Genomic DNA, 25,944 nt, shown 5'->3' on the forward strand with positions numbered 1-25,944 from the left:
AATGTATTACTCTTTGCCAAGAACAGTGGTTACCTTGCATCATCAATTGCTTTGAAAAGGTCTCCATAAGTTTCCTCGTAATCAGAGTATAGAGGTTGAACACTCTCTCTAAACTTATTCCGTTCTTCATCTGAAAGTTCAAATACATTGTTACCCGCTTCTTTCACTGTATCCATAGCTTTTTGTGAAAACTTATCATATTCCTCTAGTTGTATTTTTTCGGATTCTAATGCAGCTTCTTTGATTATTTCTTGATCTTCTCCAGATAATGAATCCCATGATTTTTTACTCATGAATAGAACTCCTGGAATACGTAAATGCTCTGATAATGTGAAGTTTTTAGCAACTTCATAGTGTCCATCTGCCACATAGGTACTTACGTTATTTTCTCCACCATCAATTACACCCATTTGTAAAGCACTATAGACCTCTGATGCAGAAAGTGGAGTTGGGGAAGTTCCTAATTTCTTAAATGCATCAATTAAAATATCATTCTGCATTACACGAATCTTTTTCCCTTTTACATCATCAGCTTTTTCGATAGGGTCAATGGAATAGAAGCTTCTAGCACCTGCATCATAAAAGGCAAGACCGATTAAATCAGCTTTCTCTAAATCAGCAAAAAGTTCGTCTCTTAATGAAGAATCCAGTGTATTCCACATATGCTCCCTACTATCGAATAAAAATGGAAAACTGAATATACCAAGGCTTTTTGCGAATTGGGTTAGTGGGCCGGAATTAGCTCTACCGATATCCACAATCCCTACTTGAGTTTGTTCTATAGTAGTTGTTTCATCTCCAAGCTGACCACCGGTATATACATCAACCTTGATTCTGCCATCTGATAATTCCTCTACCTTTTTGGCAAACTCTTTCTCTGCTATTGAATCAGGATATTCATCAACCTGAGGCTCTGACAGACGTAGGACAATTTGTTTACCAGAATTGGTAGTGTCCCCACTATCTTTTTTAGAATCTGATTTTTCTGAGGAACAAGCCATTAATGTAAGTCCCATAAGTAATAAGACAACAAACAGTTTAACAAATTTCATATTTTTCCCCCCTGTTTACATACATTTTTATTTGTTCGATTAAAGATTCATATTTATTAGGAGCTTCCATCTTTTTTGATAAAGGATTGTTTTCAAATGCCTCTCCCCAATCTGTTCCATTTTTATATTTTGGAACAATATGAACATGAAGGTGGGACACGATATCCCCATATATTCCGTAATTAATTTTATCTGGATTAAAGGCTTTTTGTAACGATTTTGCAGCACTTGAAACGTCTTCTATAAAGTGATGAAGTTCTTCAGTTGATAATTCAAAGATTTCTTTACGATGTTGTTTAAATGTGACAATGCTCCTCCCAACATGCGTTTGATCCTTATTTAGATAGAAGGTAGAAGTTCTTAATTCGCAAATTTCCACCATTAAGTCACTTAATCTCTTATCTTTTTCACAGTAAAAGCATTCTTTACTCATTTTCTTTGTCAGATCCTTTTACTTCACAATCAATCATAACGTGAATCGTATCACCGCGATGAGTGTTCCGAGTTTTAAACGCCTCATCTACTTTCTCAAGTGGATAAATATGAGTTATTGTTTCAGTTGTGTTCACAAGTCCATCCAGGACAAGCTTAAGCCCCTCGTCAAAATATCTACGATTATCAATATCTCTTTTTGGTTCGGTTGAGAAGATATCCAGACGTTTTTTATGCACTTTAAAGAAGTCAATTGGTTCATGACATGTTCCGATACAACCATACATGACAATTCTTCCATTTTGGGCAGCTGCATCAATAGCATCTACCATTCCAGACCCTTCTAATAAGCAAGGGATAACAATATCAAATCCCTCCGGGAAGTCTTTTCTAACGATATCCATTGTTTTGGCATCAGGCGAAGGCATTTTATAAGTGTGTGTAGCTCCATATTTCTTTGCTAATTCTAATTTTTCGTCAAATAAATCAGTTACGACTAAATTTTTAGGGCTGTATAAGCTTACAACTTGTGTTAGCGCTAAACCACTTACTCCTTGCCCCATAATTAATACATTCTTGTTTGGTGAAATATTTGCGTTCTCCGCAGCAGATAAAAGAGCCGGAATCACTTCTATTAAAGAACCCTCAATAAGTGGTAATTCCTTTGGTAATACTTTTACAGAAAAAGGCTTACAGCAAACATATTCAGCAAAGGCTCCCCAAATATAACGAAGTGCTACATGGTCACCTTCCTTAAGACCAATTACGTTCTTACCTACTTTGTCAATTACCCCTGCTACTTCATGACCAAGTCGTGTAGGATATGATATAAACTCAGGTTCGCGAGCACCGCGATAGACTTCTACATCACTTCCGCAAATGCCAACCCACTTAACCTTTATCCTTACTTCCCCTTCAGCAGGTTCTGGAATTTCTGCACGTTTTATTTCAATTTTACCTACATCCTCTACAACTGCACACATTTGAGTGCCAGGACCGTCATGATCCACCAATTTCATCGGGGGTACTGTCATTTTTGTTACCATTTGCAATATCGCTCCTTCATGTTTGTTTTGTTTTTTATTATCTTTGAAAGCACTTTCAATATAAAATAACTATAATTCAGAAGTATATGAAATTCTATGTCTATAATTCAATTGTATTTATCCAAAACTCAGAATTGAAAAAAACACAAGGAAATGATAGCTAGAAAAAGATTGGGATTATCAAGGGTTTGTATTGCTTTTTAATTATCAAGATAGGGGTAGACCTGAATATTGGACAAGGAAAGTTGCGTTTTAGTCAAAGTAAATCGCCTTATGTTTCATACATTTTCCCTGATTATAATGATTAGGAGGTATATCGATGATTAGTAGGAGTATGAATTAAAAAAAGAAAGCGCGGGGATATATTAAAAAGAGTAATATAGTTTTGACAGAAGATGAGATTAAGAAAATAGAGATTGCAGATATTCAAGCTTCGAAAGATGTTCCCTAAAAAGGGAACAGGCTTCTATTAGCATCCACAAAAACCAAAAGTAACGTGACCCTCTGAATGGTGAATAGACGGTGTATTTATTAAATTTTTTTGCAATTTTTGCAGGAATTTGTATTAATTTGTAGTATAGTGGATTTATGTAAATCCCCATCAGAAAGAATTGTTCTTTCTATAAACTCCGATGTTTATTTAATCCCCTTTATTTACCATCCATTTTAAGTTCTATTATTTTTACATACATAATTGGGGGTTTTTTATATGACTTCTAGGGCTTCTAGTTAATGGAATCAATTCTGCCTTGGTGTATGGTGGACCCGATTATTTTTGAGGTAACAAAAAACCCGAAAATTCTCGGCAAAAATAAATTCTTTTCAGTAAGTTTTTTCTGAATGAATAGTAGCTAATAGCGCTAAGCATGGTGAACTTGGTAAAATTCAAATGAAATAATAAGCTCAAATTATTTTTAATAGGGGGGTGAGTCTGTGATTAAGGTGGTAATTGCAGATGATGAGGAAAAAGTGTGCCAGCTTATTATTGGGCTCATTGACTGGGAAGCACTAGATATGCAAATTGTTGGTATTGCGCATAATGGTATAGAAGCATTAGATAAGATAAAAGAGTGCGATCCTGACTTAATCATTACGGATATACGAATGCCAGGATATGATGGTTTGGAAATGATTCGGTTTGCACAAGAAATAAAAACGGATTTAGACTTTATCATTATTAGTGGATACCGTCACTTTCAATATGCACAAAATGCCATTAAATATGGAGTTGGTGATTATCTATTAAAACCTATTAATAAAGAAGACTTCATGGTTGCACTAGAAAAAATGAAAAATCGTTATAGGAAGCGCACTGAGCAATATGATAATGTAGAACGCTTAAAAATGCAGTTGAAAAATGAGTCATTTAAATTACGTAACAATTTATTTAATGAATTACTTTTAGATAAAACACATGGATATAAAAATATTACAATTGAAAGTATTAATGAAAATTATCAGTTTTCCTTTCAACCAGGAACTTTTCAAATTTTTATAGTAAAAATAGATTGTAACTACAATGAACAATTGAATCATGCAATTGATATCTTGCAAGAAAAAGCTACACAAATTATCAGTAGCCTTTTAAAGGGTCATTGCAATGAGATGTGGACCTTTCGAAATGGAAGCTTTCTTTATACCATCATAAATTACGATTCTAGTATAAAGAGTACAATTAGGAATCGTCTAAAGAGCATATTAGACGAGTTAATTGTACAGGGAACTGCTTTTGAACAATTTACATTTACTGTGGGAGTTGGTTCAGCTTTCGAAGAAATTAATCAAATGTGGCTTACTTTTGAAGAGGCAAGATATTCTATAATGGAGAGGTTGGTTATTGGGACCCAAAGGCTAATTGAGGAAACACCCCATACACGAGAACCTCAAAGGGTAAATGAACTTCTCGTAGAGTTAAATAAGCCAATGGAAGCAGCAATTGAAGTCCTGGATAAAGAGGGTGTACTTCAATGTATTGCAAATTTAAAAACGCATACATCCCAGATAGATGAAATAAATGGTGATACAATTTATTCGATAATTGAACAGGCGTGGAACTTGTATTTACTGCATATGCGCAACAATCAATTTATATCTTCCTTTGACGAATTGAATAAAACATTTAAAGAAAATGTAAGTTATTGTAGTTCAGTTGATGAATTATTTACGTTTATGTCTAACCTGATGGGCGAATTCTTAGATATTGTTATAGAGGATGAGAAGCAGAAGGAAACAAAGCCAATTCGAATTGCAAAACAATATATTCAGCAAAATTATATGCATCAAATCAGCTTGGAAGAAATCAGCCATATAGTCGGGTTTAATTCAGCTTATTTTAGTACACTTTTCAAAAAAATAAGCGGTTCCAACTTTGTAGATTATTGTGTTCAAATACGAATGAATAAAGCCAAAGAACTTCTAAGAGAGACTAATTTAAGTATTGCTGTAATTTGCGAACAAGTAGGATATAACGATTTAAAGCATTTTACTAAAACGTTTAAAAAGAAGATAGGGCTGAAGCCAAATGAATTCAGAAAATTATACTCTTAAACATTTTATCTCCAATAAATTACAAAGGTTTCGTTATGTCTCATATCGCGTTGGTTGGTATTTTTTCTTTGTGTTTACTTTTCTGTTAGTGTTTTTAATTTCACTAACAGTTATCGCATTTCAAGAAACTATTCTTTTCTATTTCGTCATTCTTGGTTACGTTACAGTGGCAATTATGGTTTACGTACTTTATAAATGGATAATCCATCCTTATAGGCGCCAATCAAAAATATTACACCTTTTTGTAAATGGATATACGATTAATGATCTCTTTGAACAAAGCGTAAGTTTAAGTCCAGAAACTGAGGAAGTTACAAAGAAAGTAGAAGAATTTTTGGCTAAGGGAGAGCTATTAAACGCTACAAAAAAACAGGCACAGTATCTTGCCCTCCAAAATCAAATAAATCCTCATTTCTTATACAACACGTTAGAAGGAATCCGTGGTGAAACACTTAACGCTGGTTTGAAAAACGTAGCTAAAATGACCGAAGCCCTAGCTACATTTTTCCGTTATACAATTTCTAACGTAGAGAATTTAGTAACAGTAGAAGACGAAATTATTAATATAAATAATTATTACATAATTCAAAGGTATCGATTTAATGAAAGAATTGATTTAAGTGTTGAGTATGATGAATTCAACATTCTAATGTATACAATCCCTAAACTGACCCTTCAGCCTATTGTTGAGAATGCGATTCACCATGGAATAGAACGGAGCATTGGAAAAGGGATGGTACGCATTAAAATTGAACAAACAGCTAAAAGGCTGATTATTACAATTTCAGATAATGGAATAGGTATGCCAGAAGAACGATTACAAGAACTAAATGATAAATTAATCAATACTTCTTTAGATTATATTCAATCCAATGACAAATCTAATGGAGGTATTGCTATGTTAAATGTAAATAATCGAATAAAGCTTCTTTTCGGTGAAGAGTATGGTATCTGTGTGTATAGTGCTTTAAATGTGGGAACAGACGTAGAAATAACGCTTCCACTTATCACTAAATAATGAGGGATCGTAATGAAGTCGGAAATATTGAGACTAGAAAGGGTAACAACCATAAAGGAAGGGAATACCTCCTTAAATAAATTCAACTTACATATTTTTAAATCTGAAATCATGGGACTTGTATGCCTAAATATAACTGGTAAGGAGTCATTAGTCGAAGTGATTAAGCAGAATCTTCCCATTCATTATGGGCGTGTATACTTTAATGAGACTTTAGTAAACAATTACCAGCATAGCACGATGACTCTAAATGCGGCAGTTGAAATAAAAGAGAACAGTAGTTTAGTCGAAAACTTGACGGTTAAAGACAATATTTTTCTTCTTAATAGAAGGCAAAAAAAATTTACTGAACATTCATGGAATTATAATAAATTATTGCATTCCTATACTGAAGAATTAGGTATAGAAATAGAAGGTAATGAATTGGTTGCGAAGTTAGGTAACTTTCACAAACTTGTAGTAGAGCTATTACGGGCTGTGATAATGGATACAAAGCTTATAGTTATTAGGGATATTAGTAATTTAATTAGTTCAGTAGAGCTTGCTAAATTCCATGATTTTCTTCGATACTACACACAGAAGGGTTTTTCCTTTTTGTACATATGCAGTCACCATGAAGAAGCATTTAAAATTTGCGACCGAATGTGTTTAATGCGGGATGGTAGAATATTAAAGATTTTTGATAAAAGTGAATTTGATAATGAGAAGATTTCTCCATTTTATATTGGAGAATACCTACATCTTCTAGAATTAAACGCAGGTGTGAATTTAAATAAAAATCTCCTATCCTTTCAAAATGTTTATACTAAAAACCTCCATGCTCTAAATTTTACTATTAAGAAGGGTGAATGCACGGTTCTATTGGATAGGGATAATACAGTGCTTACAGACATTTTTAATCTTATGACTGGTGAGTTAAAGCTGGAAAAAGGAAATATCCTATTAGAGGAAACAACCTATAATGTAAAAAAGAAGGAGTTTGCAATATCATATGGAGTGGCATTTATTTTGGAAAACCCCACTCAAACGATGCTTTTTAAAGAAATGACTTATCTTCAAAATCTTTGTTTTATGGTAGATAAAAAAGAAAATCCGGTTTCTTTAAGAAAAAATGTTGTAAGAAGCATAATTCAAGAATATGAACCAATTGTCGGCGAAGAAATCTATGAACCAAATATTTCACATATAAGCTTACCGTCATTATATAATTTAATCTATTACAAAATACATTTATGTAAGCCTAAAATTGTCTTTTGTGTCCAACCGTTTGCTGGAGCAGACATGTATTTACGATTACATGTAATCCATCTAATTAATCAATTGATTAAAAAGGGGATTACGGTAGTTATCTTAGCGGTGAATATTGCTGACTCCCTAGTCGTAGCAGATAAACTGATTGTTTTTGAGAAGGGACGATTAAGCTCAGAATATACGAGATCTGAATTTAGTAAATTTTCTTCGGAAGGAATCTCATTAATGTAGGATTAACTTGACTGACTTTAGAAAAGTCAGTTGTTTTTTTGTGACTTCTTCCGCCTCGGTAATACAGCGCTTTCAAAAACAAAAAAAACCCCCCTTAATTCTAAATTTACCTCCCTTAAATAGTGGATTACTAAATGTTAAACTAATAGCAAGTTCAAAAGAAAAGGTAGGTGAGGGAGATGGAACAATATATTGTGGAATTGAACCACATAAATAAATCTTTTCCAGGAGTTAAGGCCTTAGATGATGTACAGTTTAACCTTAAAGCTGGGGAAGTACTGGCTTTACTTGGTGAAAATGGCGCGGGCAAGTCCACACTTATGAAAATTTTAAGTGGAGTATATACGAAAGATAGTGGTGAAATTAAAATTTTCGGTAAAGTGATTGAGGATTTAACGCTTAAAAAAGCAAGGGAATTGGGTATTGCAATTATCCATCAAGAGTTAAATTTATGTTCACATCTCACTGTTGCAGAAAATATTTTCCTAGGTCGTGAAAAGACTAAATCAGGAATTATTTCTAATTCAAATATGAATAATGAGACAAAAAAAATTTTGAAACGCTTAAATATTGACTTTGAACCAACTACTTTGGTTGGGGATTTGCCGGTATCAAAGCAACAAATGGTCGAAATTGTGAAAGCGCTATCTACAAATGCGAAGATATTAATCATGGATGAACCTACGTCTGCATTAACCTCAAGTGAGGTAGAAGAATTATTTAAAGTAATTAACACTTTGAAGGCAGAAGGCTGTGGGATTGTTTATATTTCCCACCGTTTAGAGGAATTACAGCATATTGTCGATCGTGTCACAATCATGAGAGATAGCAATTACATTACTTCCATGAATTTCGCAGACACCAATATGCCTGAAATTATATCTCACATGGTTGGACGTGAAATAAAAGAGAAATTCCCACGTGTTTCTTGTAAACAGGGCAAAAAAATACTAGAAGTAAAAAACTTAAATGCAGGAAAACTCGTCCGTGATATAAATCTGGATTTATATGAAGGAGAAATTGTTGGTATTGCAGGACTCATGGGAGCTGGCAGAACGGAAACGACAAGAGCGATATTTGGAATTGATTCTATCGACTCTGGAGAAATTTATTTAGATGGAAAAAAATTAGTTATAAAGAATCCAAGAGATGCCATTAAGGCCGGTATCGTGCTTGCCCCGGAAGACCGAAAAAAAGATGGTCTATGTACAAAACTAAGTGTTAGGGAAAATATTGCAATACCCAATCTGGATTTACTTTGTAATAAGTTAGGTATTGTAAATAGAAAGAAAGAAAAAATAATGGTACAAAAAGCTGTTGATGACCTTAAGGTAAAACTAGCAAATTCAAATACTATTGTAGGCACTCTATCAGGTGGAAATCAACAAAAAGTAGTAGTAGGAAAGTGGTTAGCTCGTAATTCTAGAGTTGTCATTTTTGACGAACCAACCAGAGGGATTGATATTGCTGCAAAAGTAGAAATCTACAATCTTATGAATCAATTAAAACAACAGGGTATAGGGGTGCTCTTTGTCTCCTCTGAGATGCCCGAAGTTTTGGGAATCAGTGATCGTATATTAGTCATGTGTGATGGTAAAATTACCGGCGAATTTTTGACGAAAGATGCTACCCAAGATCTGATATTAGAATATGCAACGAAATTTGAATCAAAGTTACAACAGGTTTCAAATGCATAATTACAAAAAAATGATTTTTAGGAGAATAAAAAATGTTAACTAATAAGATTCAAAGACTACTAGGAATTCGGGGCATGGGCCAAGTTTTAACTGTCACAGTGGGTCTTTTAGTACTCTGTATAGTATTCGGCTCCTTAAACCCTACTTTTTATTCGGAGAGAAATATTGAAAACTTACTGCGTCAAATTGCACCAATATTATTAATTGGAATTGGTCAGTCATTTGTATTAATTACAGGGAACATTGATTTATCAATAGGATCTATCGTTGGAATGAGCGGGATGATATCTGCAACACTTATGACGAAAGGTGTTGATCCGTGGATTGCGGTTTTTATAGCAATTGTTTGTTCTATAGCAATTGGGGTTTTAAACGGATCTTTAGTAGCACAATGTAAACTTCCTCCGTTTATTGCCACATTAGGTACGATGACGATTGCTAGGGGTATCGCTCAAATTGTAAATAACAACTACAATACGGATGCAATTGGAGAAAAAGCAAATGGATTTAGAAATTTTTTCTACTATGGAGAAACTTTAGGAGTCTATAATACCATTTGGATTGCTCTCATACTTTTTTTGATTTTTAGTTTCTTGTTAGGTAAAACACGTACAGGACGCCACATTTATGCTGTCGGTAGTAATATAGAAGCAGCTAAGCTTTCTGGAGTTAATACTGTTAAAACGACAATGATTGTTTATATAATCAGTGCATTCTGTGCTGGTGTAGTTGGTCTTATAATAGCTGCAACTGCAGGAATGGGGACAATGGATGCGGGTACTATGTATGAATTATATGCCGTTGCAGCAGCAGTTATTGGTGGAATTTCAACTTTAGGTGGACAAGGTCTTCTTATTGGCGTTGTTATTGGTGCCTCTATTTGGGGAGTGCTCCAGAATGGTCTTCAGTTCGCTGGCGCACCAGTGGCCATTCGTAACATCATAATTGGTGCAATAGTAGTTATTTCAGTACTACTAGATGTTGTTATTCGTTCAGGAAACCCACTTAAGTTCAAGAAAAAACAAGGTAGTTCAGATGTAAGGGCATTAAAGTGAAAACTTTAATCATAAATCATATTAAATCTAAGGAGGAATTTAAATGAAAAGAAAGCTTTTGGTATTTTTAATATTCATTGTTATGTCATCTCTATTATTAGCAGCATGTGGTAGTAATGATTCTGCAGGTGATGAAAAAGAGGGTAATTCAAAACATAAAGTCATCTTAATTACAATGGATAGTACAGACCAACACTGGGTTTCGGTTGATAAAGGGGCCAAAAAGGCTGCTGATGAACTTGGTGATATTGAATATAAATGGATGGCTCCTGACAAGAAGGATGATGCTCAACAAATCGAACGAGTAAATAATGCTATTGCAGATGGTGCAGATGCAATCATCATTGCAGCAAATGGTCCTGATGCAATTACAGCTTCATTAGAAGAGGCTAAAAATGAAGGTATTAAAATTGTATATGTCGATTCACCAGCAAACACTGATGCATTCGCAACATTCACAACTGACAACCTAGCTGCGGGTAGACTTGCAGGAGAAGAATTACTTAAAGCTTTAGAAGAAAAAGGTATTACTGAAGGAAAGGTTGGTATTGTTAACTTCAACTCCTCAACTGATACTGCTATCAAGCGTGAACAAGGATTCCGTGATGCATTTAAAGATACGAATTATACATTACTTGAAACACAGTATGGTGAAGGTGACGCTGCAAAATCACAAGACATTGCTGAAAACTATATTACTGAAGGTGTTGTAGGAATTTACGGCACAAACGAAGGTAGTACAGTTGGAGTTGGTAATGCAATTAAAGGTTCAGGACAAGGCGTAATTGGTATTGGATTTGATAAATCCGATGCAATACTTTCCTTAGTTAAAGATGGTTCCCTTCTTGCAGTAATGGGTCAAAACCCTGAAACAATGGGATATGAAGGAATGAATGCTGCATTGAAAGCAATTAAAGGTGAAGAAATCGAAGAAAAAGATGTGGATACAGGGGTATCTGTTATCACTAAGGATACTATAAAATAAGCTATTTTATAACGATATATGGTCATCTTATGATTGACTGTGTATCGTTATTATTACTTCGAATTAAACAACAAGCCTACATAGAGGAGATGTCAAATGAAACGATCTGAAGTTAACAGACTAATAGTAAATGCTATAGAATTTATTGAAAATATGAATTTTAAACTCCCTCCTTTTGCATACTGGTCAGCAGAAGACTGGGAAAAAAAAGGTCATGAATATGATGAAATAAGAGATAATCTGCTTGGTTGGGATATTACCGACTTTGGAAGCGGAGATTTCCGGAACATTGGTCTATTTTTATTTACAATCAGGAATGGAAATTTAAATAATAATAAATATATCAAGTCTTATGCAGAAAAAATTCTTATTGTTGAAGAAGAACAGGTCACTCCGTTTCATTTCCACTGGAATAAAATGGAGGATATTATCAATCGTGGAGGTGGCAATCTTCTCATTCAACTATATAATTCAACGGAAGAAGAGGAGTTTTCTGATACACCTGTAGTAGTTTCTGTTGACGGAAGAATGATTACAGAAAAGCCAGGAACTATTATTTGTCTAACCCCAGGCGAGAGCATCACATTGCCAGTTGGTATGTATCATAAATTCTGGGGAGAAAAAGGGACTGGTAAAGTGTTAGTTGGGGAAGTTTCCATGGTGAATGATGATTTTACGGACAATAGGTTCTATGAATCAGGTGGTAGATTTTCCGAAATTAAAGAGGATGTAGCACCATTATATCTATTGGGAAATGAATATCCATCGGCAAAATAAGGGGTTATCGTAATGGGTAAAATCGATTTTAATAAAAGAGAGATCCTCAGACATGTTGGGGATTTCTCTCAGATATTGGGTTTTAAGGACTATACCCTTAACGGTGGTAAATCTCAAGGTGTCAGGGCAATTGATGTAAAAAATGGATCGGGGCTAGAATTTACTGTTTTGGCTGATCGTGCTATGGATATTGCCTGGTTATCATATAAAGGCTGTAATCTAAGCTATATTAGTAAAACCGGCATAGTGTCTCCGGTATATTATAACGAAGTCGGTACCCATTTTTTTAGAAGCTTTTCTGCGGGTTTTCTTACAACATGTGGATTATTGAATGTTGGGTCCCCTGGTATAGAAAATGGGGAACAACTTGGTCTACATGGTCGCATCTCTAATACTCCTAGTGAAGCTGTAAGCTACGACATGGAATGGATTGAGGGAATTCCTACCTTGAGGGTTAAAGGGAAAATGCGAGAAGCGAAGGTATTTGGAGAAAATGTAACACTTAATCGAGAAATGATTACTAAAGGTGGGGAAAACAAAATCAAAATCCGAGACACTGTCGAAAACAATGGATTTAGAAACGAACCAATTATGCTTTTGTACCATTTTAATTTGGGTTATCCCCTTCTTGATGAAAATGCCTACCTAGAAATTCCTTCAATAAAGGTAACTCCTAGAGATGCAGAAGCTGAAAAGGGAATAGGGCATTATGATGTGTTGCAGGGACCAACACATGGTTACTCAGAACAAGTATTTTATCATGATGTGAAAGCAAAAAACAATGGGAAAACAAGTGTAGCGCTTATTAATGAAAAGCTTGCTTTAGCTGTTGCAATCCATTTTAACAAAAATGAACTTTTTAATCTAACACAATGGAAGCAGATGGGGGAAGGAGAGTATGTTTTAGGAATTGAGCCATGCAACTGTTTTGTTGAAGGCAAAGAGGATTCTAAAAACAAAGGAGTACTCGAATACTTAAAACCAGGCGAAATAAGAACGTTTGAAGTAGAAATAGAAATAGTAGATGGTATAAATGAAATTCAAAGAATAAAAAATGACATTACTGAAATTTAGAATGATTACGTGTAGTAATTCATCCCAAACGGTAGGGCAATTTGTTAAAATGATTAAAAGTGGATAAGAGAGCATTAGGCTAATCCTCGGTGCTACACTGTAGCCTTTTCCATCCTTGAGCAGGGCAAAGGGGAAGAAAACTGTTCAGGATCTTCCATGCTCTATGTTTAGTCATTTTAACAAGATGGGAGAGATAGATATTATGCGAATTGGTGGTATAGAAGCAGGTGGAACAAAATTTGTCTGCGGAGTAGGGAATGAATTGGGAGAGATTTATGAAAGGATCGCTTTCCCAACTACAACTCCAGAAGAAACGATGGAAAGGGTCTTTTCGTTTTTTCAAGATAAAGAGGTTGAGGCGATTGGAGTCGGATCATTTGGACCAATTGATGTAGATCGGGCGAGCGAAACGTACGGATATATCACTCAAACACCAAAGGTGAAGTGGAAGAATTATAATATTGTTGGTGAACTGAAGAGTCGCTTTCTAGTACCAGTAGGGTTTCATACGGATGTAACGGCAGCAGCACTGGCTGAATCTACTTGGGGTGCAGCGAATGGTTTAGACAGCTGTCTGTATATGACAGTAGGGACAGGAATTGGAGTTGGTGCGGTTATAAATGGAGAGCCATTCCAAGGGTTAACCCATCCTGAAATGGGTCATATCCTTGTTAAGCGTCATCCAAATGATATGTTCGAAGGATTCTGTCCTTATCATGGGGACTGCCTTGAAGGGTTAGCAGCGGGTCCGGCCCTTGAGAAAAGATGGAACAAAAAAGGCCAGGAATTAACAAACCAACCTGAGGTGTGGGAAATCGAATCGTTTTATCTAGCTCAAGCTCTGATGAATTACATCCTTATTTTATCCCCAAAAAAGATTGTTGTTGGTGGAGGTGTGATGAAGCAGGAACACTTGCTACCACTCGTTCGGAAACAGGTGTTGGAACTGTTAAATGGCTATGTCGCTGTTCCTGAATTAACACCAGAGAATATTGATAACTACATCGTTCTACCGGGACTAGGTGATAATGCCGGGTTAGCAGGTTCCATTGTGCTTGGGATGAATGGTAAATAGAGATTATTAGAATGAATAAGGTATAAGTGACTCCTCATGGATAATGGGGAGTTTTTGTATTATTGAGAAACAATTACAAAACGACATACCTGATCACCAATTTGTAGTAGTTTTAGGTGTAATGTTCTAGGAGTCACTCTAGATAAATTAATCTTCAACCACCCCATCCGAGAAATTTGGATGTTTTTGTAGTTTTATAGGATAGTTGAAAAAAATGAAAACGTTACAATAAAGGTGTAAGCGCTTTATAACATATAGAGGGAGGAAATTACGATGAAGAAATTAGGTTTTGTCCTAATGGGGTTACTGATAGTGTTAGCACTAGCAGCATGTGGCGGTAACGATGATAAAGAAGCACAGTCCTCAAAGGATGGCGCAATTGAACTTACACTTTGGACGGACTGGACAGAAGATCGTCCAGAAAATACACTTTCCAAAGATATTATTGCAAAATTTAACAAAGAGCATGAAGATATTCAAGTGAAAATCGAAGAGATTCCACATGACCAATATGAAACAAAATTAAGAACACAGGCAGCAGGAAATCAATTACCTGACTTAATGCGTGTATGGCCTGGTGCAAGAACAGCACCTTTAGCTGAAGGTGGAGCAATTCTTCCACTTAACCCAATTGTAGATAATTGGGAAGGGGTTATCCCAGATTCAATCCTTCAAGACTATGCAGTTGATGGAGATTATTACGCAATCCCAGGTAACGTAAGTATTACAAGCTTAATCTATTACAATAAAGAAATGCTAAAAGAAGTTGGCTACGATGATTTTCCAACAACATATGCAGAGTTTAAAGAACTTGTAAAAGCACTTAATGATAATGGAACAACACCTATTGCTTTAGGTAATAAAGCAATCTGGCCTTTACAATCTGTATACATCTCTACCATTGCAGATCGTTTTACCGGAAGTGATTTCTTAAAGAATACGTTAAACGGAGAAGGTTCATTTGAAGATCCACAGTTTGTTAGTGCATTATCTATAATTGATGAATTAACAAAAATGAATGCGTTTAATGAAGATATGAATACCCTTGATGAAGCTCAATCAAGAAATGAATTTATTAAAGGAACTACTGCAATGCACTTTGCGGGTTCATGGGCAATTGGTCCAATTTTAGAGAGTGTTGAAAATATCGATAACATTGGTGTGGCACCATTCCCAACGTTTGAAGGTGGAAATGGAGATCAAGCTAAAATCGCGGGTGTAGCTGGTGGTGGTATTGCAGTTAGCAGCCAGTTAAGTGAAAAAGAACAAGAAGCAGCATTTACGTTCCTAAAATACTATTATGGTGAAGAACTATACCAAGGTTTAATTAAAGCGAACATTATTGTACCTGCAGATGTTGAAATGGATGATAGCATTCCACAGGTATTCCAAGATGCAAATAGCTATGTAAAAGGTGGACTAGCACCAGTATATGATGCGACATTAACACCTGAATTAAATGATATTATCAATAATGGTCTTCAATCCATTACATTAGGTGACAAAACACCTGAAGAATTAGCAAAAGATATGCAAAAAGAAGTAGAAAGCAAATAATATCTCAATCACAGGTTACTTGATTTCTAAGTAACCTGTGAGCATTTAGGGGGGAGAACATGAAATTAACAAAGACAAATAAGGTCGCAATTGTAGTAGGAATTTTGCCGGCCTTCATCCTCTATGTTGTGTTTGCCATCTATCCAATTCTCCAATCCTTTTATTATTCAGTGATGGACTGGAACGGATTCAATGAAATGACTTTTATTGGATTGGATAATTTTAAAAAGTTATTCTCGGATCCTCTTTTTTGGAATTCAGTAAAAAATAACATTTATGTTGTATTAGCATCTGTGTTAGGGCAAGTCCCAATCGCATTATTCATTGCGCTTTTACTTAATCGCAAAATCAGAGGAGCAAAACTATTTAGAACCATCGGCTTTTTACCTGTTGTTCTATCAACAGTCGTTATTTCTTTAACATGGAGCTTGATTTACAACTCTCGAAACGGGTTAATCAATGAAGTGTTACGAGCAGTTGGACTAGATTCTCTGGCACAAAACTGGTTGGGTGATACAAAATGGACGATGATTGCTGTCTTAGTTGTTGTGATTTGGCAGTTTGTTGGTCTATACATGATTATCTTCTTAGCGGCATTGCAAAATGTACCTGGTGAGGTATTAGAAGCAGCCAAAATGGACGGAGCATCAGAATGGGCAACCACTTGGAAAATCACCGTTCCAATGATTTGGGATACCATTCTAGTTGCAATTATTCTATGTATTTCAGGTAGCTTGAAAACATTTGATTTAATCTATGTGATGACCAATGGTGGTCCAGCCCATTCTACAGATGTGATGGCCCTATATATGTTTAATGAAACTTTCTCGAAATTACAATATGGATATGGTAGTGCTGTATCAGTATTTATTTTCTTCTTTAGTCTGATCTTAATTGCCATCGTGAACAAAGTATTAGGAAAGAAAATGATATAGGAGGTGGACATAGTGGAGAAGACAAAAAAAGCACCAAAGCAAAGAAGTATTAAAAAATCACTAATTTATCTTACATTACTTTTATTTGCTATTATTAATGCATATCCCATTTTGTGGATGGCGATTAACTCCTTTAAATCGGATAAGGAGTTTGCGACTAATCAGTTAGGTTTTCCTAATGAATTCGTGCTAGATAATTTTGCAAATGCATGGGAAATTGCAAACCTAGGCACCCTGTTTAAAAATAGTATTTTTATTACAGTAACAGCAACAGCTTTAACTGTTTTTATTGGAGCATTAGCTTCCTATTTCTTATCTCGTTTTGACTTCAAGATGAGTAAATGGTTATATGGCTTCTTCGTATTTGGATTATTAATTCCAATACATGCGACATTAGTACCGATGTTTATTTTAATGAAAAACTTAGGTTTATTAAATACACCAATCACACTACTGTTCCCTTATATCGCATTCCATTTGCCAATAACGATTTTTATTTTAACAAGCTTTATGAAGGCATTTCCAAAGGATATTGAAGAGTCCGCGATTATGGACGGTTGTGGGATTTTCCGGATTTTCTGGTCCATTATTCTGCCAATGTCACGCCCGGCATTAGCAACCGTTATGATTTTGAATTTTATTTACAATTGGAACGAATTTTCATTCGCATTAGTGTTAATTAATGATCCAGAACTTCAAACACTACCATTAGGACTTGCGAAATTCGCTGGTCAATTTACGACAGATTATGGTGCACAAATGGCTGGATTAACAATGTCATTAATTCCAATTGTGATTTTCTACATCATTTTTGAAAAGAATATTGTAAAAGGTATGACAGCTGGGGCAGTAAAAGGATAATAACTTAGAGGTTGAATACACATGATACGAAATTGGGGCTTAAAAAAGAAATTCATCATCATATTCCTTGTGCTTATTACTCTTCCAACGGCACTTTTTGGGATACTCATTTATAACCAAACGACGGAAGTTCTTAAAAATCAAGTGGAAAAGGACATCCTAGAGAAGCTCGACAAAGATGAACAAAACCTATTGTCTATTATTCGAGATGTCGAAAGTATGTCCTCCTATATGATTTACGCTAAGGACTTTCGGACGTTTTTTACAACAACTGAGGTAACCTCCTTACCCTACAAACAAAGTGTAGAAGGAATCAAAGGATATTTTACCTTTCAGTTGATGTCAAATGAGTATATCTCCTCCATTTATTTAAAAGGAACGGATGGGAACGAATTAACATTCGGAGAACCTGTATCAGGGGATGAAAGTCCATTAAATAAGGCTGCTGTTGAAGGAAAAGGCTTTCCGATTTGGAGTGATACGTATAAGGTAACAAGTGGTTGGGGTGGAGAAAAATTCGTAATTAGCCTGTCGAGGACAATAAATGATTTACACCAAATAAAGCGCCAAATTGGGATGGTAAGAATTCGCCTCGATCAAGAAAAAATGCTGAAAAGCTTAGATATAAAGCAAGGTACGTATCTCGTCATGTCAACCTCTGGTGAAATTATTCTTCATTCAAATCCATCTTTTTTAGGTAAAAGATATTCAAATCCATCATTTGTTGATTGGGTGAATCAAGGAAAAGATCGAGCGTACGATTTTTCCCTTAACAACATGAAATATAAGGCTGTTAAAAAGAAAGTAAGTGGAACAAATTGGACATCCGTTGTAATTGTTAATGAAGAAGATCTAGTGAAGGAACTATATACAGTTCGTGGTTCTATTGGGTATATGATTTTCCTACTTCTCCTCTTAGGGGGCATTGCCTTTTACGGATTTTATCGTTCAAATATAAAACGAGTAATTGAATTAACAGACCAAACCCAGCAGCTTGAAAAAGGGAATTTTTCTGCGAATGTGGATGTCTCATCTAAGGATGAAATTGGTCAGCTTGGTACCCAATTTAATAAAATGGTCAAAACCATCCAACGGCATATTGATACTGAATACAAGCTGACCATTAAACAAAAGGAATCTGAATTAAAGGTACTTCAAAATCAGATTGACCCACATTTTCTCTATAATACATTAGACATGATTCGATGGACAGCTCGGCTTGAAAATGCCATGGAAACAGGTCAACAAATTGAACAGCTTTCAAAAATATTCCGAATGAATTTAAATATGGGAAAAACATGGGTCACCATTGAAGAAGAAATGGCCTATATTAAATCCTATCTAGAATTACAAAAAAGTCGATTAGGGGAGCGACTGGCCTTCTACATTTTTGTAGATGAGGAAATCAAACGAACCTATATAATGAAACATCTCTTACAACCATTGGTTGAAAATAGCATCCAGCATGGATTTGCAAATTTGCCAAGACAAGGAATCATTACAATTCGTTGTTATCAGGTTGAGGAAGAGCTATGGATTGATGTAATTGATAATGGGTGGGGATTTAACAAAGAGGATCAACATTCTGGGTTTGCCTTGAACAATCTAAACGAACGGTTAGCGATTGCACATGGTAAAGCTTATGAATTACAGGTGATAGATGCTGAAGAAGGTGTAAAAGTGAGACTGATACTTCCACTTCTATGGAATCCAAAAAATGTTGGGAAATAAGGTGAAAAATCATGACTTTTAAAATGTTAATAGTGGATGATGAGCCTATTATTTCACGCGGGTTACGGTTAACGATTCCATGGGAGACGATTAATGTAGAAGTGGTAGACACAGCTCATGACGGAGAAGATGCCATTCTGAAGGTCAAGGAATATAGAGACATTGATGTGGTCATTACCGACGTAAGAATGCCAAAGGTTGATGGATTACAATTAGCTAGCTTTTTACATGATAATTTCCCTCACATCCGAACCATTATTTTGAGTGGATATGATGAGTTTGAGTATGCCCAGCAGGCAATTAAATTAGGTGTAAATGATTATCTGTTAAAACCTGTTAACGTTGAAGAACTTATTGAAAAGGTAAAAAGTCTTACACATGAAATCAAACAGGAGCAGCATCAACAAAAGGAACACTACGAAATAGGTTTAAGAAATGCTATTATCCAACAAGTAACAGAATTACAAGGGGCCTTCTCTGCTCAATTGACTAAATACAATCCCATCAAGGTCTACCCATTTATTAGTATGCATCAACATTATATGCAACAAGTGAACAATCTATCTGAAGGGGAATTTGAAGGTTTTTTGAGCGAGTGGGAGAAATTGATTGAGAATTCACTCCAAGAATGTGGTTATACCTCTTACTCGTTTTTTATAAAGGAAAATATCTTGCTCACTTGTGTTCATGGAAGTGATAGAAAAGATATGAACAAAAAAGCGATTCACTTTGATGGTGTTGAACTTGAATTTGTTTGGAACGATGCGTGGATTCCCGTTGATAACCTTAAGGTTGTTTTTGCAAAGCTTATACATGCAGTTAAGTTTCTACCTTTTGCTGATGACCATAGTATAATCCTTTCAGACCAGTTGAGTAGAACTACGGAACAGCCGTACCCAACTGAATTAGAAAAAAAGATTTTAGAATCCATATTTCAGATGGAAGAACCCAGCCTATTTTCTTTTACAAGTGATTTGTTCTCCTATTTTTCAACTCATGAATTTTTTTTAGAGGAAGTTGTCCAAGTGTGTAGGGACTTACTAACTAAAATTGTAGGTCACTTTGAGTCGCTAGGCGGAACAAATGCAATTCAATGGGAATTTCATTTGAAACAGAATATAAATGTTCATCAGTACAACTCATACAAACTGTTGAAAGAGCTTTTTTTTGAGGACCTGGCTACGATTCTAAGAGAACAATATGAATTTAAAAACCTAGACAAACAAGATTTATTAATTGGTAAAGCGAAAGAATATATACACGAATATTATCGAACAAACATTAAAGTGAACGAAGTGGCAGATGTCATTAATATAACGCCAAATTACTTAAGTTCCCTTTTTAAGCAGAAAACCGGTGTTAATTTTAATGAATATGTTAACAAATTAAGAGTTGACGAGGCGAAGATCTTACTTGTGGAGACTCCTTTTAAAGTAAGTGAAATATCAGAACAAGTAGGCTTTCATGAATATAAGTATTTTGTAGGGGTCTTTAAAAGATTTACAGGAATGACTCCGACGGACTATCGAAAATTCATGAACCTACAAGACTAAAAAAACCGGGGAGAGATGAGTAATGGAAAAAGTAACAATGAAGCTACCGGAGGATTTTATCATTGGAGCTGCATCTTCAGCATGGCAAACAGAAGGCTGGACCGGGAAAAAGGAATACCAGGATTCGTACCTAGACCTATGGTATAAAAACAATAAAAATGTTTGGCATAACGGCTATGGTCCTGCTGTTGCTACTGATTTTTACAATCGGTATAAAGAAGATGTCGGCTATATGAAGGAAATCGGACTCACCCATTATCGTACATCCATCAACTGGTCTCGTTTTCTAACAGATTATGAAGAGACAATCGTTGATGAGGAATATGCAAGTTATATAGGAAATGTTATTGACGAACTGATTGCAAATGGTGTTGAGCCAATGATTTGCCTTGAGCATTATGAGCAACCAGCATACTTATTTGAAAAATACGGTGGTTGGGGATCTAAGCATGTTGTTGAATTGTTTATAAAATATGCTGAAAAAGTGTTTGAACGCTATGGGGACCGTGTGAAACATTGGTTTGTTTTTAATGAGCCTGTTGTTGTACAAACTCGTATGTTCTTAGATGCCATCCGTTGGCCTTTTGAGCAAAACACAAAAAAATGGATGCAATGGAACTATAACAAAGGTCTTGCTACTGCGAAGGTCGTTAAACTATTCAAGGAATTGGGCTTAAAGGAAAAATTAGGTGCCAAAATTGGGACAATCTTGAATCCAGAGGTTACCTATGCTCGCTCATCCTCGGAACATGACCAAAAAGCGGCAAGAATCTATGACTTATTCTTCAACCGTGTATTCTTAGATCCGGCGATTAAAGGAGAGTATCCACAGGAATTATTCGCATTAATGGACAAACACGATATTATGTTTGAACATACAGCTGAGGAGCTTCTGCTTATAAAGGAAAATACGGTTGATTATGTGGGCATTAATCTCTATTTCCCACACCGTGTAAAAGCCCGCGCATCTGCGTGGAATGAAGAAACACCATTCCATCCAGAATACTATTATGAAAAACACGAGCTTGCAGGTAAGAAAATGAATCCTTACCGTGGTTGGGAAATCTACCCACAAATCATGTTTGACATGGCGATGAGAATGAAGGAAGAGTATGGAAACATTGAATGGTTTATTGCTGAAAACGGTATGGGTGTAGAAAACGAAGAAAGATTCAAGAATGAAGAGCGAATCATCCAAGATGATTATCGGATTGAATTTATTAGTGAACACTTAAAATGGCTTTTAAAGGCAATTGAACAAGGGTCAAATTGTAAGGGATATATGCTTTGGGTCTTCACTGACAATGTATCTCCAATGAATGCTTTCAAAAATCGATACGGCCTTGTGGAAATTAATTTAGAAGACAACCGAAATAGAGCACTAAAGAAGTCTGCGTACTGGTACAAGCAACTCATCAAATCAAGAGAATTCGAAGTGGAGAATGACGAATTCTATAAATAAGTTAAAAAGCACTGTCAGACCCTTGAAATCTACAAGATTACAAGGGTCTAGTCCTATCAAAAATGAGGGAAACAACATGAAAAAATACATTGCCTTTGATATTGGAGGAACCTTTGTTAAATGCGGAATTGTAGATGAAAATGCACAAATCCTTCACTCAACAAAGGAGAAAACACCCAAAACTCTCGATGGTTTACTAGATTTAATTGAAAAATATCGCGAAACATGTTCAGATGCTGAAGGAATTGCGATTAGCAGCTGTGGTGCGGTCTCTTATGATGGGGTGGTATATGGCTCGAGCGCACTCCCTTATATCCATGGTCCAAATATAAAGAAACTCGTATCAGAACGTGCAAAGCTTCCTGTATTCCATGAAAATGATGCAAACTGTGCAGGCTATGCAGAGGTCTGGAAAGGTGCAGCGCAAGGGAAAAAGGACGTCATGGTGATGGTCATTGGAACCGGAATAGGTGGATCTATTTTTAAAGATGGCAATCTGCATAAAGGTGCAAACCTTCATGGAGGCGAGTTTGGTTACATGTTACTAAGTACAAACTTTTCCGATAGTAATGATGTATGGGCTCGAACCGCATCGACAAAAGCACTGGTACGGAAGGTGGCAAAAGCAAAACAAATGGACCCTGAAGTATTATCAGGAGAAGAGATTTTTGCGATGGCTGATGCTGGAGATAAAGATTGTATGAAAGCTATTGATGAATTTTATCACTTGCTTGCTGTTGGCATCTATAATCTGCACTATATCTATGACCCGGAAATTATCTTGATTGGCGGCGGAATCAGTGCGCGAGATGATTTGATCGTCAATATTAATAAAAAACTAGATGATATTGTATCGGCGATTGACCTTGCAAAAATTAAACCGAGAATTGCCACCTGTGAACTCCGCCAAAATGCCAACTTATTAGGGGCAGTTTACGGATTTATGAAGACGCAAAATCAGCTTTAATGGCTACTTTAGCTGAAGGATAAATATGGGGAAATTTAATTACTAGAATTAGAAGAGAGGGAATGACATGATTAGAGCAACTGATAACAATGAATATTATGAATTAACAAGTCCTACTAGTATGCCAAAGGCTTCCGGGTTTTTATGGAATGACAAGATGATGATTCATATGAATTGTCGTGGCTATGCCGTTGCCCAATTTATGCAGCCAGAACCTGCAAAATATTCACATGCACCTAATTTAGAAGCGAAGACGTTTATGCAGCCCGAACAACCTTACTATGCCCATCATCCCGGTCGTTTTGTTTTTATAAAGGATGAAAAAAATGGTGACGTTTTTTCAGCACCCTATGAACCTATGCGTGTACTTCCTGATCAGTATTCATTTTTAGTAGGGAAAGATAAGATTGTTTGGAAGGTTCAAAGAAATGATATTTTAATTGAGATGACCTTGAGTTTGCCTAAGGACGAAGCAATGGAGTTATGGCGAGTGAAAGTCACAAACCTTTCAAATAAGAAGCGTAAATTAAGTATTTATCCTTATTTTTCAGTGGGTTATATGTCTTGGATGAATCAGTCGGGTGAATACCAGGAAGCTTTACAAGGGGTTGTCTGTACCTCTATCACACCATATCAAAAGTATCAGGATTATGATAAAATCAAAAACTTTAATGATAAAACATTTTTGGTAGCGGATCAAAAACCTTTCTCTTGGGAAGTAAATCAGGAAGCGTTTGAAGGGGAAGGCGGTATTACTTTTCCAACGGCCATCCAACAAGAAGAACTCTCTAGAGGAGATGCACGCTATGAAATGCCAACCGCTGTACTTCAATATAAGTTGGAACTAAATGCTGAAGACGAAATGGAATATCGTTTTCTATTCGGGGCTGCAAGAACGGACGAGGAAATTTTTAAGATCCGTGAGAAATACTTTGAGACAAAATCAGAAGATGGTTTAGATGGCTTTGCAATCGCTGAGGAGGAATATGCAAAGTACATTGCAGAAGGACAAGGCTGTCTTCAAATCAAGACACCAGATGCTCATTTGGATAATTTTGTTAATCACTGGCTTCCACGTCAAATGTATTATCATGGTATAACCAATCGCCTTTCAACAGATCCACAAACTCGTAATTATCTTCAAGATAATATGGGGATGAGTTATATTAAACCAGGGACGACAAGAGATGCGTTTCTACTAGCGTTAAGTCAGCAGAAGGAAAGCGGCGCAATGCCAGATGGAATCATTTTGCATCCGGATGCAGAATTAAAATATATCAACCAAGTACCACATACAGACCATTGTGTTTGGTTACCGATTTGCTTAAGCGCTTATTTAGATGAGACAAATGATTATAGTATTTTAGAAGAAATTGTTCCATTTGAAGGGGGAAACAAGACTGCAACTGTATTTGAACATATGAATCTAGCCATGCAATGGCTAATACGTGATCGTGATGCGCGTGGTCTTAACTATATTAATCAAGGTGACTGGTGTGACCCTATGAATATGGTGGGGTATAAAGGCAAAGGTGTATCTGGTTGGCTAACAACTGCTTCGGCATATGCCTTTAATATCTGGGCAGAAATATGTGAAAAAAGTGGTCGTCGTGAGCTAAGTAAAGAATATCGTTTGGAAGCAGAAAACACAAACGAAGTAATTAATAAGTATCTTTGGGACGGAGAATGGTATGCACGCGGGATAACCGATGATAATGTGATATTTGGGATCAGTAAAGATACAGAAGGTAGGATCTTTTTAAACTCACAAGGTTGGGCACTTTTAAGTGGAGCAGCTGATGAGCAGAAAAAACAAAAATTACTACAGGCAGTTATTGACCAGCTGGAGTCACCATATGGTGTTGAAATGCTAGGCCCAGCTTATACAGCTATGCGTGAGGATGTGGGACGTGTTACTCAAAAACATCCAGGCTCTGCAGAAAATGGATCTGTCTATAATCATGCTGCCATCTTCTATATTTATGCTTTATACCAAGCAGGTGAAGCGGAAAATGCCTACCGTTTGCTTCGAAAAATGATTCCAGGTCCAGACTTGGATGATGTGATTCAACGTGGACAATTACCTGTGTTCATTCCTAACTACTATCGTGGTGCTTACAGACAATTTCCACGTACTGCTGGGCGCTCAAGCCATTTATTCAATACAGGAACCGTATCTTGGGTATATCGCTCCCTGATTGATGGATTGTTTGGCATACAAGGAACTCTAGAAGGGATTCGTATCAACCCTCAGCTCCCTACAAGCTGGCAAAAAGCCTCCGTTACACGTACATTTAGAGGAGCAGAGCTGAATGTTGACATGAAAAGGGACGAGAACGTTAAAAAGGTAGAAGTGTATGTAAATGGGCAGCATATAGAAGATGGAATTCTAAAAGATATTGTACCTGGTGAACAATATTCAGTACTTGTTAAACTACCTTTTTGAATAAATAATAAGGATTTGATCTAAGGCGATTAACCTTGGATATTTATGAATAAAGTATTAGCTGCTCTCCATGGAAATTGGAGAGCTTTATTATATGTGATATTAGGACCGAACGTTGCTTCATAGTAATTTTTTGATCCAAGAAGATCATTAATCATTGCAATTGATAGTATAATAATACTGGCTTGAAAA

The 25,944-nt window shown here is 35.9% G+C and carries 20 protein-coding genes; 17 read left to right on the forward strand and 3 right to left on the reverse strand.

Annotation, left to right across the window (positions count from 1 at the left end):
- Positions 1-29: 29 nt before the first annotated feature.
- Genes DZB84_RS10240 through DZB84_RS10250 form a run of 3 tightly spaced genes read right to left on the reverse strand, consistent with a single transcriptional unit; the run spans position 30 to position 2,530 of the window.
- The gene (locus tag DZB84_RS10240; RefSeq protein ID WP_116352153.1) at positions 30-1,052 is read right to left on the reverse strand and encodes a TRAP transporter substrate-binding protein; all 1,023 of its coding nucleotides are present in this window, start codon (positions 1,050-1,052) and stop codon (positions 30-32) included.
- Positions 1,039-1,485, reverse strand: coding sequence for an HIT family protein (locus DZB84_RS10245; RefSeq protein ID WP_116352154.1), 447 nt, complete (start codon positions 1,483-1,485; stop codon positions 1,039-1,041). Before DZB84_RS10245 ends, DZB84_RS10240 begins: the two co-directional genes overlap by 14 nt.
- The gene (locus tag DZB84_RS10250) at positions 1,478-2,530 is read right to left on the reverse strand and encodes a zinc-dependent alcohol dehydrogenase (protein WP_116352155.1); all 1,053 of its coding nucleotides are present in this window, start codon (positions 2,528-2,530) and stop codon (positions 1,478-1,480) included. The genes DZB84_RS10245 and DZB84_RS10250 overlap by 8 nt, the downstream gene beginning before the upstream one ends.
- Positions 2,531-3,463: 933 nt before the next feature.
- Between DZB84_RS10250 and DZB84_RS10255 the strand changes: the two genes are divergently transcribed.
- The 17 genes from DZB84_RS10255 to DZB84_RS10335 all read left to right on the forward strand — a co-directional run bounded on the left by DZB84_RS10255 (position 3,464) and on the right by DZB84_RS10335 (position 25,752).
- A complete protein-coding gene (locus DZB84_RS10255) occupies positions 3,464-5,077 on the forward strand; it encodes a response regulator (RefSeq protein ID WP_116352156.1) in 1,614 nt (537 codons plus the stop codon).
- On the forward strand, positions 5,052-6,095 hold the full coding sequence (locus DZB84_RS10260; RefSeq protein ID WP_116352157.1) for a sensor histidine kinase: 1,044 nt from the start codon (positions 5,052-5,054) through the stop codon (positions 6,093-6,095). The genes DZB84_RS10255 and DZB84_RS10260 overlap by 26 nt, the downstream gene beginning before the upstream one ends.
- 12 nt (positions 6,096-6,107) lie before the next feature.
- Positions 6,108-7,577 (forward strand): sugar ABC transporter ATP-binding protein, encoded by a 1,470-nt coding sequence (locus DZB84_RS10265; RefSeq protein WP_116352158.1) that lies wholly within the window; start codon positions 6,108-6,110, stop codon positions 7,575-7,577.
- A gap of 179 nt (positions 7,578-7,756) precedes the next feature.
- Complete coding sequence (locus tag DZB84_RS10270) at positions 7,757-9,274, forward strand: sugar ABC transporter ATP-binding protein (RefSeq protein WP_116352159.1); 1,518 nt, start codon at positions 7,757-7,759, stop codon at positions 9,272-9,274.
- 32 nt (positions 9,275-9,306) lie between these two features.
- Positions 9,307-10,329, forward strand: a complete 1,023-nt coding sequence (locus DZB84_RS10275; RefSeq protein ID WP_116352160.1) for an ABC transporter permease — start codon at positions 9,307-9,309, stop codon at positions 10,327-10,329.
- Between the two features lie 43 nt (positions 10,330-10,372).
- Positions 10,373-11,314: an ABC transporter substrate-binding protein gene (locus DZB84_RS10280; RefSeq protein WP_116352161.1), complete on the forward strand. Its 942-nt coding sequence runs from the start codon at positions 10,373-10,375 to the stop codon at positions 11,312-11,314.
- Between the two features lie 96 nt (positions 11,315-11,410).
- Positions 11,411-12,091, forward strand: a complete 681-nt coding sequence (locus tag DZB84_RS10285; protein ID WP_116352162.1) for a D-lyxose/D-mannose family sugar isomerase — start codon at positions 11,411-11,413, stop codon at positions 12,089-12,091.
- A gap of 12 nt (positions 12,092-12,103) precedes the next feature.
- A complete protein-coding gene (locus tag DZB84_RS10290) occupies positions 12,104-13,165 on the forward strand; it encodes an aldose 1-epimerase family protein (RefSeq protein ID WP_116352163.1) in 1,062 nt (353 codons plus the stop codon).
- Positions 13,166-13,367: 202 nt separating this feature from the next.
- A complete protein-coding gene (locus DZB84_RS10295) occupies positions 13,368-14,240 on the forward strand; it encodes an ROK family protein (protein WP_116352164.1) in 873 nt (290 codons plus the stop codon).
- A 273-nt stretch (positions 14,241-14,513) separates the two neighbouring features.
- Entirely contained in the window at positions 14,514-15,797 is a 1,284-nt protein-coding gene (locus DZB84_RS10300; RefSeq protein ID WP_116352165.1) for an extracellular solute-binding protein, read from the forward strand.
- A gap of 59 nt (positions 15,798-15,856) precedes the next feature.
- Positions 15,857-16,732 carry a carbohydrate ABC transporter permease gene (locus DZB84_RS10305; RefSeq protein ID WP_116352166.1) on the forward strand — a complete coding sequence of 292 codons (876 nt, stop codon included), beginning with the start codon at positions 15,857-15,859 and terminating at the stop codon, positions 16,730-16,732.
- A 12-nt stretch (positions 16,733-16,744) separates the two neighbouring features.
- Entirely contained in the window at positions 16,745-17,593 is an 849-nt protein-coding gene (locus DZB84_RS10310; RefSeq protein ID WP_223254414.1) for a carbohydrate ABC transporter permease, read from the forward strand.
- A gap of 21 nt (positions 17,594-17,614) precedes the next feature.
- Positions 17,615-19,324, forward strand: coding sequence for a sensor histidine kinase (locus DZB84_RS10315; protein ID WP_116352168.1), 1,710 nt, complete (start codon positions 17,615-17,617; stop codon positions 19,322-19,324).
- An 11-nt stretch (positions 19,325-19,335) separates the two neighbouring features.
- Positions 19,336-20,877: a response regulator gene (locus DZB84_RS10320; RefSeq protein ID WP_116352169.1), complete on the forward strand. Its 1,542-nt coding sequence runs from the start codon at positions 19,336-19,338 to the stop codon at positions 20,875-20,877.
- Positions 20,878-20,899: 22 nt separating this feature from the next.
- A complete protein-coding gene (locus DZB84_RS10325) occupies positions 20,900-22,339 on the forward strand; it encodes a glycoside hydrolase family 1 protein (protein ID WP_116352170.1) in 1,440 nt (479 codons plus the stop codon).
- Between the two features lie 76 nt (positions 22,340-22,415).
- Complete coding sequence (locus DZB84_RS10330; RefSeq protein WP_116352171.1) at positions 22,416-23,306, forward strand: ROK family protein; 891 nt, start codon at positions 22,416-22,418, stop codon at positions 23,304-23,306.
- A gap of 67 nt (positions 23,307-23,373) precedes the next feature.
- On the forward strand, positions 23,374-25,752 hold the full coding sequence (locus DZB84_RS10335; protein WP_116352172.1) for a GH36-type glycosyl hydrolase domain-containing protein: 2,379 nt from the start codon (positions 23,374-23,376) through the stop codon (positions 25,750-25,752).
- Positions 25,753-25,944: the final 192 nt, after the last annotated feature.

The sequence above is a fragment of the Bacillus sp. HNG genome (genome assembly GCF_003400205.1).
Taxonomy (GTDB): domain Bacteria; phylum Bacillota; class Bacilli; order Bacillales; family Bacillaceae_L; genus Ferdinandcohnia.

Bases quoted from the DNA above. Each gene is read 5' to 3' on its own strand.
- DZB84_RS10260 (WP_116352157.1), top strand. From the start codon at position 5,052: ATGAATTCAGAAAATTATACTCTTAAACATTTTATCTCCAATAAATTA.
- DZB84_RS10335 (WP_116352172.1), top strand. From the start codon at position 23,374: ATGATTAGAGCAACTGATAACAATGAATATTATGAATTAACAAGTCCT.
- DZB84_RS10315 (WP_116352168.1), top strand. From the start codon at position 17,615: ATGATACGAAATTGGGGCTTAAAAAAGAAATTCATCATCATATTCCTT.
- DZB84_RS10245 (WP_116352154.1), bottom strand. From the start codon at position 1,485: ATGAGTAAAGAATGCTTTTACTGTGAAAAAGATAAGAGATTAAGTGAC.
- DZB84_RS10275 (WP_116352160.1), top strand. From the start codon at position 9,307: ATGTTAACTAATAAGATTCAAAGACTACTAGGAATTCGGGGCATGGGC.
- DZB84_RS10250 (WP_116352155.1), bottom strand. From the start codon at position 2,530: ATGGTAACAAAAATGACAGTACCCCCGATGAAATTGGTGGATCATGAC.
- DZB84_RS10320 (WP_116352169.1), top strand. From the start codon at position 19,336: ATGACTTTTAAAATGTTAATAGTGGATGATGAGCCTATTATTTCACGC.
- DZB84_RS10240 (WP_116352153.1), bottom strand. From the start codon at position 1,052: ATGAAATTTGTTAAACTGTTTGTTGTCTTATTACTTATGGGACTTACA.
- DZB84_RS10295 (WP_116352164.1), top strand. From the start codon at position 13,368: ATGCGAATTGGTGGTATAGAAGCAGGTGGAACAAAATTTGTCTGCGGA.
- DZB84_RS10280 (WP_116352161.1), top strand. From the start codon at position 10,373: ATGAAAAGAAAGCTTTTGGTATTTTTAATATTCATTGTTATGTCATCT.
- DZB84_RS10265 (WP_116352158.1), top strand. From the start codon at position 6,108: ATGAAGTCGGAAATATTGAGACTAGAAAGGGTAACAACCATAAAGGAA.
- DZB84_RS10270 (WP_116352159.1), top strand. From the start codon at position 7,757: ATGGAACAATATATTGTGGAATTGAACCACATAAATAAATCTTTTCCA.
- DZB84_RS10305 (WP_116352166.1), top strand. From the start codon at position 15,857: ATGAAATTAACAAAGACAAATAAGGTCGCAATTGTAGTAGGAATTTTG.
- DZB84_RS10330 (WP_116352171.1), top strand. From the start codon at position 22,416: ATGAAAAAATACATTGCCTTTGATATTGGAGGAACCTTTGTTAAATGC.
- DZB84_RS10325 (WP_116352170.1), top strand. From the start codon at position 20,900: ATGGAAAAAGTAACAATGAAGCTACCGGAGGATTTTATCATTGGAGCT.
- DZB84_RS10285 (WP_116352162.1), top strand. From the start codon at position 11,411: ATGAAACGATCTGAAGTTAACAGACTAATAGTAAATGCTATAGAATTT.
- DZB84_RS10300 (WP_116352165.1), top strand. From the start codon at position 14,514: ATGAAGAAATTAGGTTTTGTCCTAATGGGGTTACTGATAGTGTTAGCA.
- DZB84_RS10290 (WP_116352163.1), top strand. From the start codon at position 12,104: ATGGGTAAAATCGATTTTAATAAAAGAGAGATCCTCAGACATGTTGGG.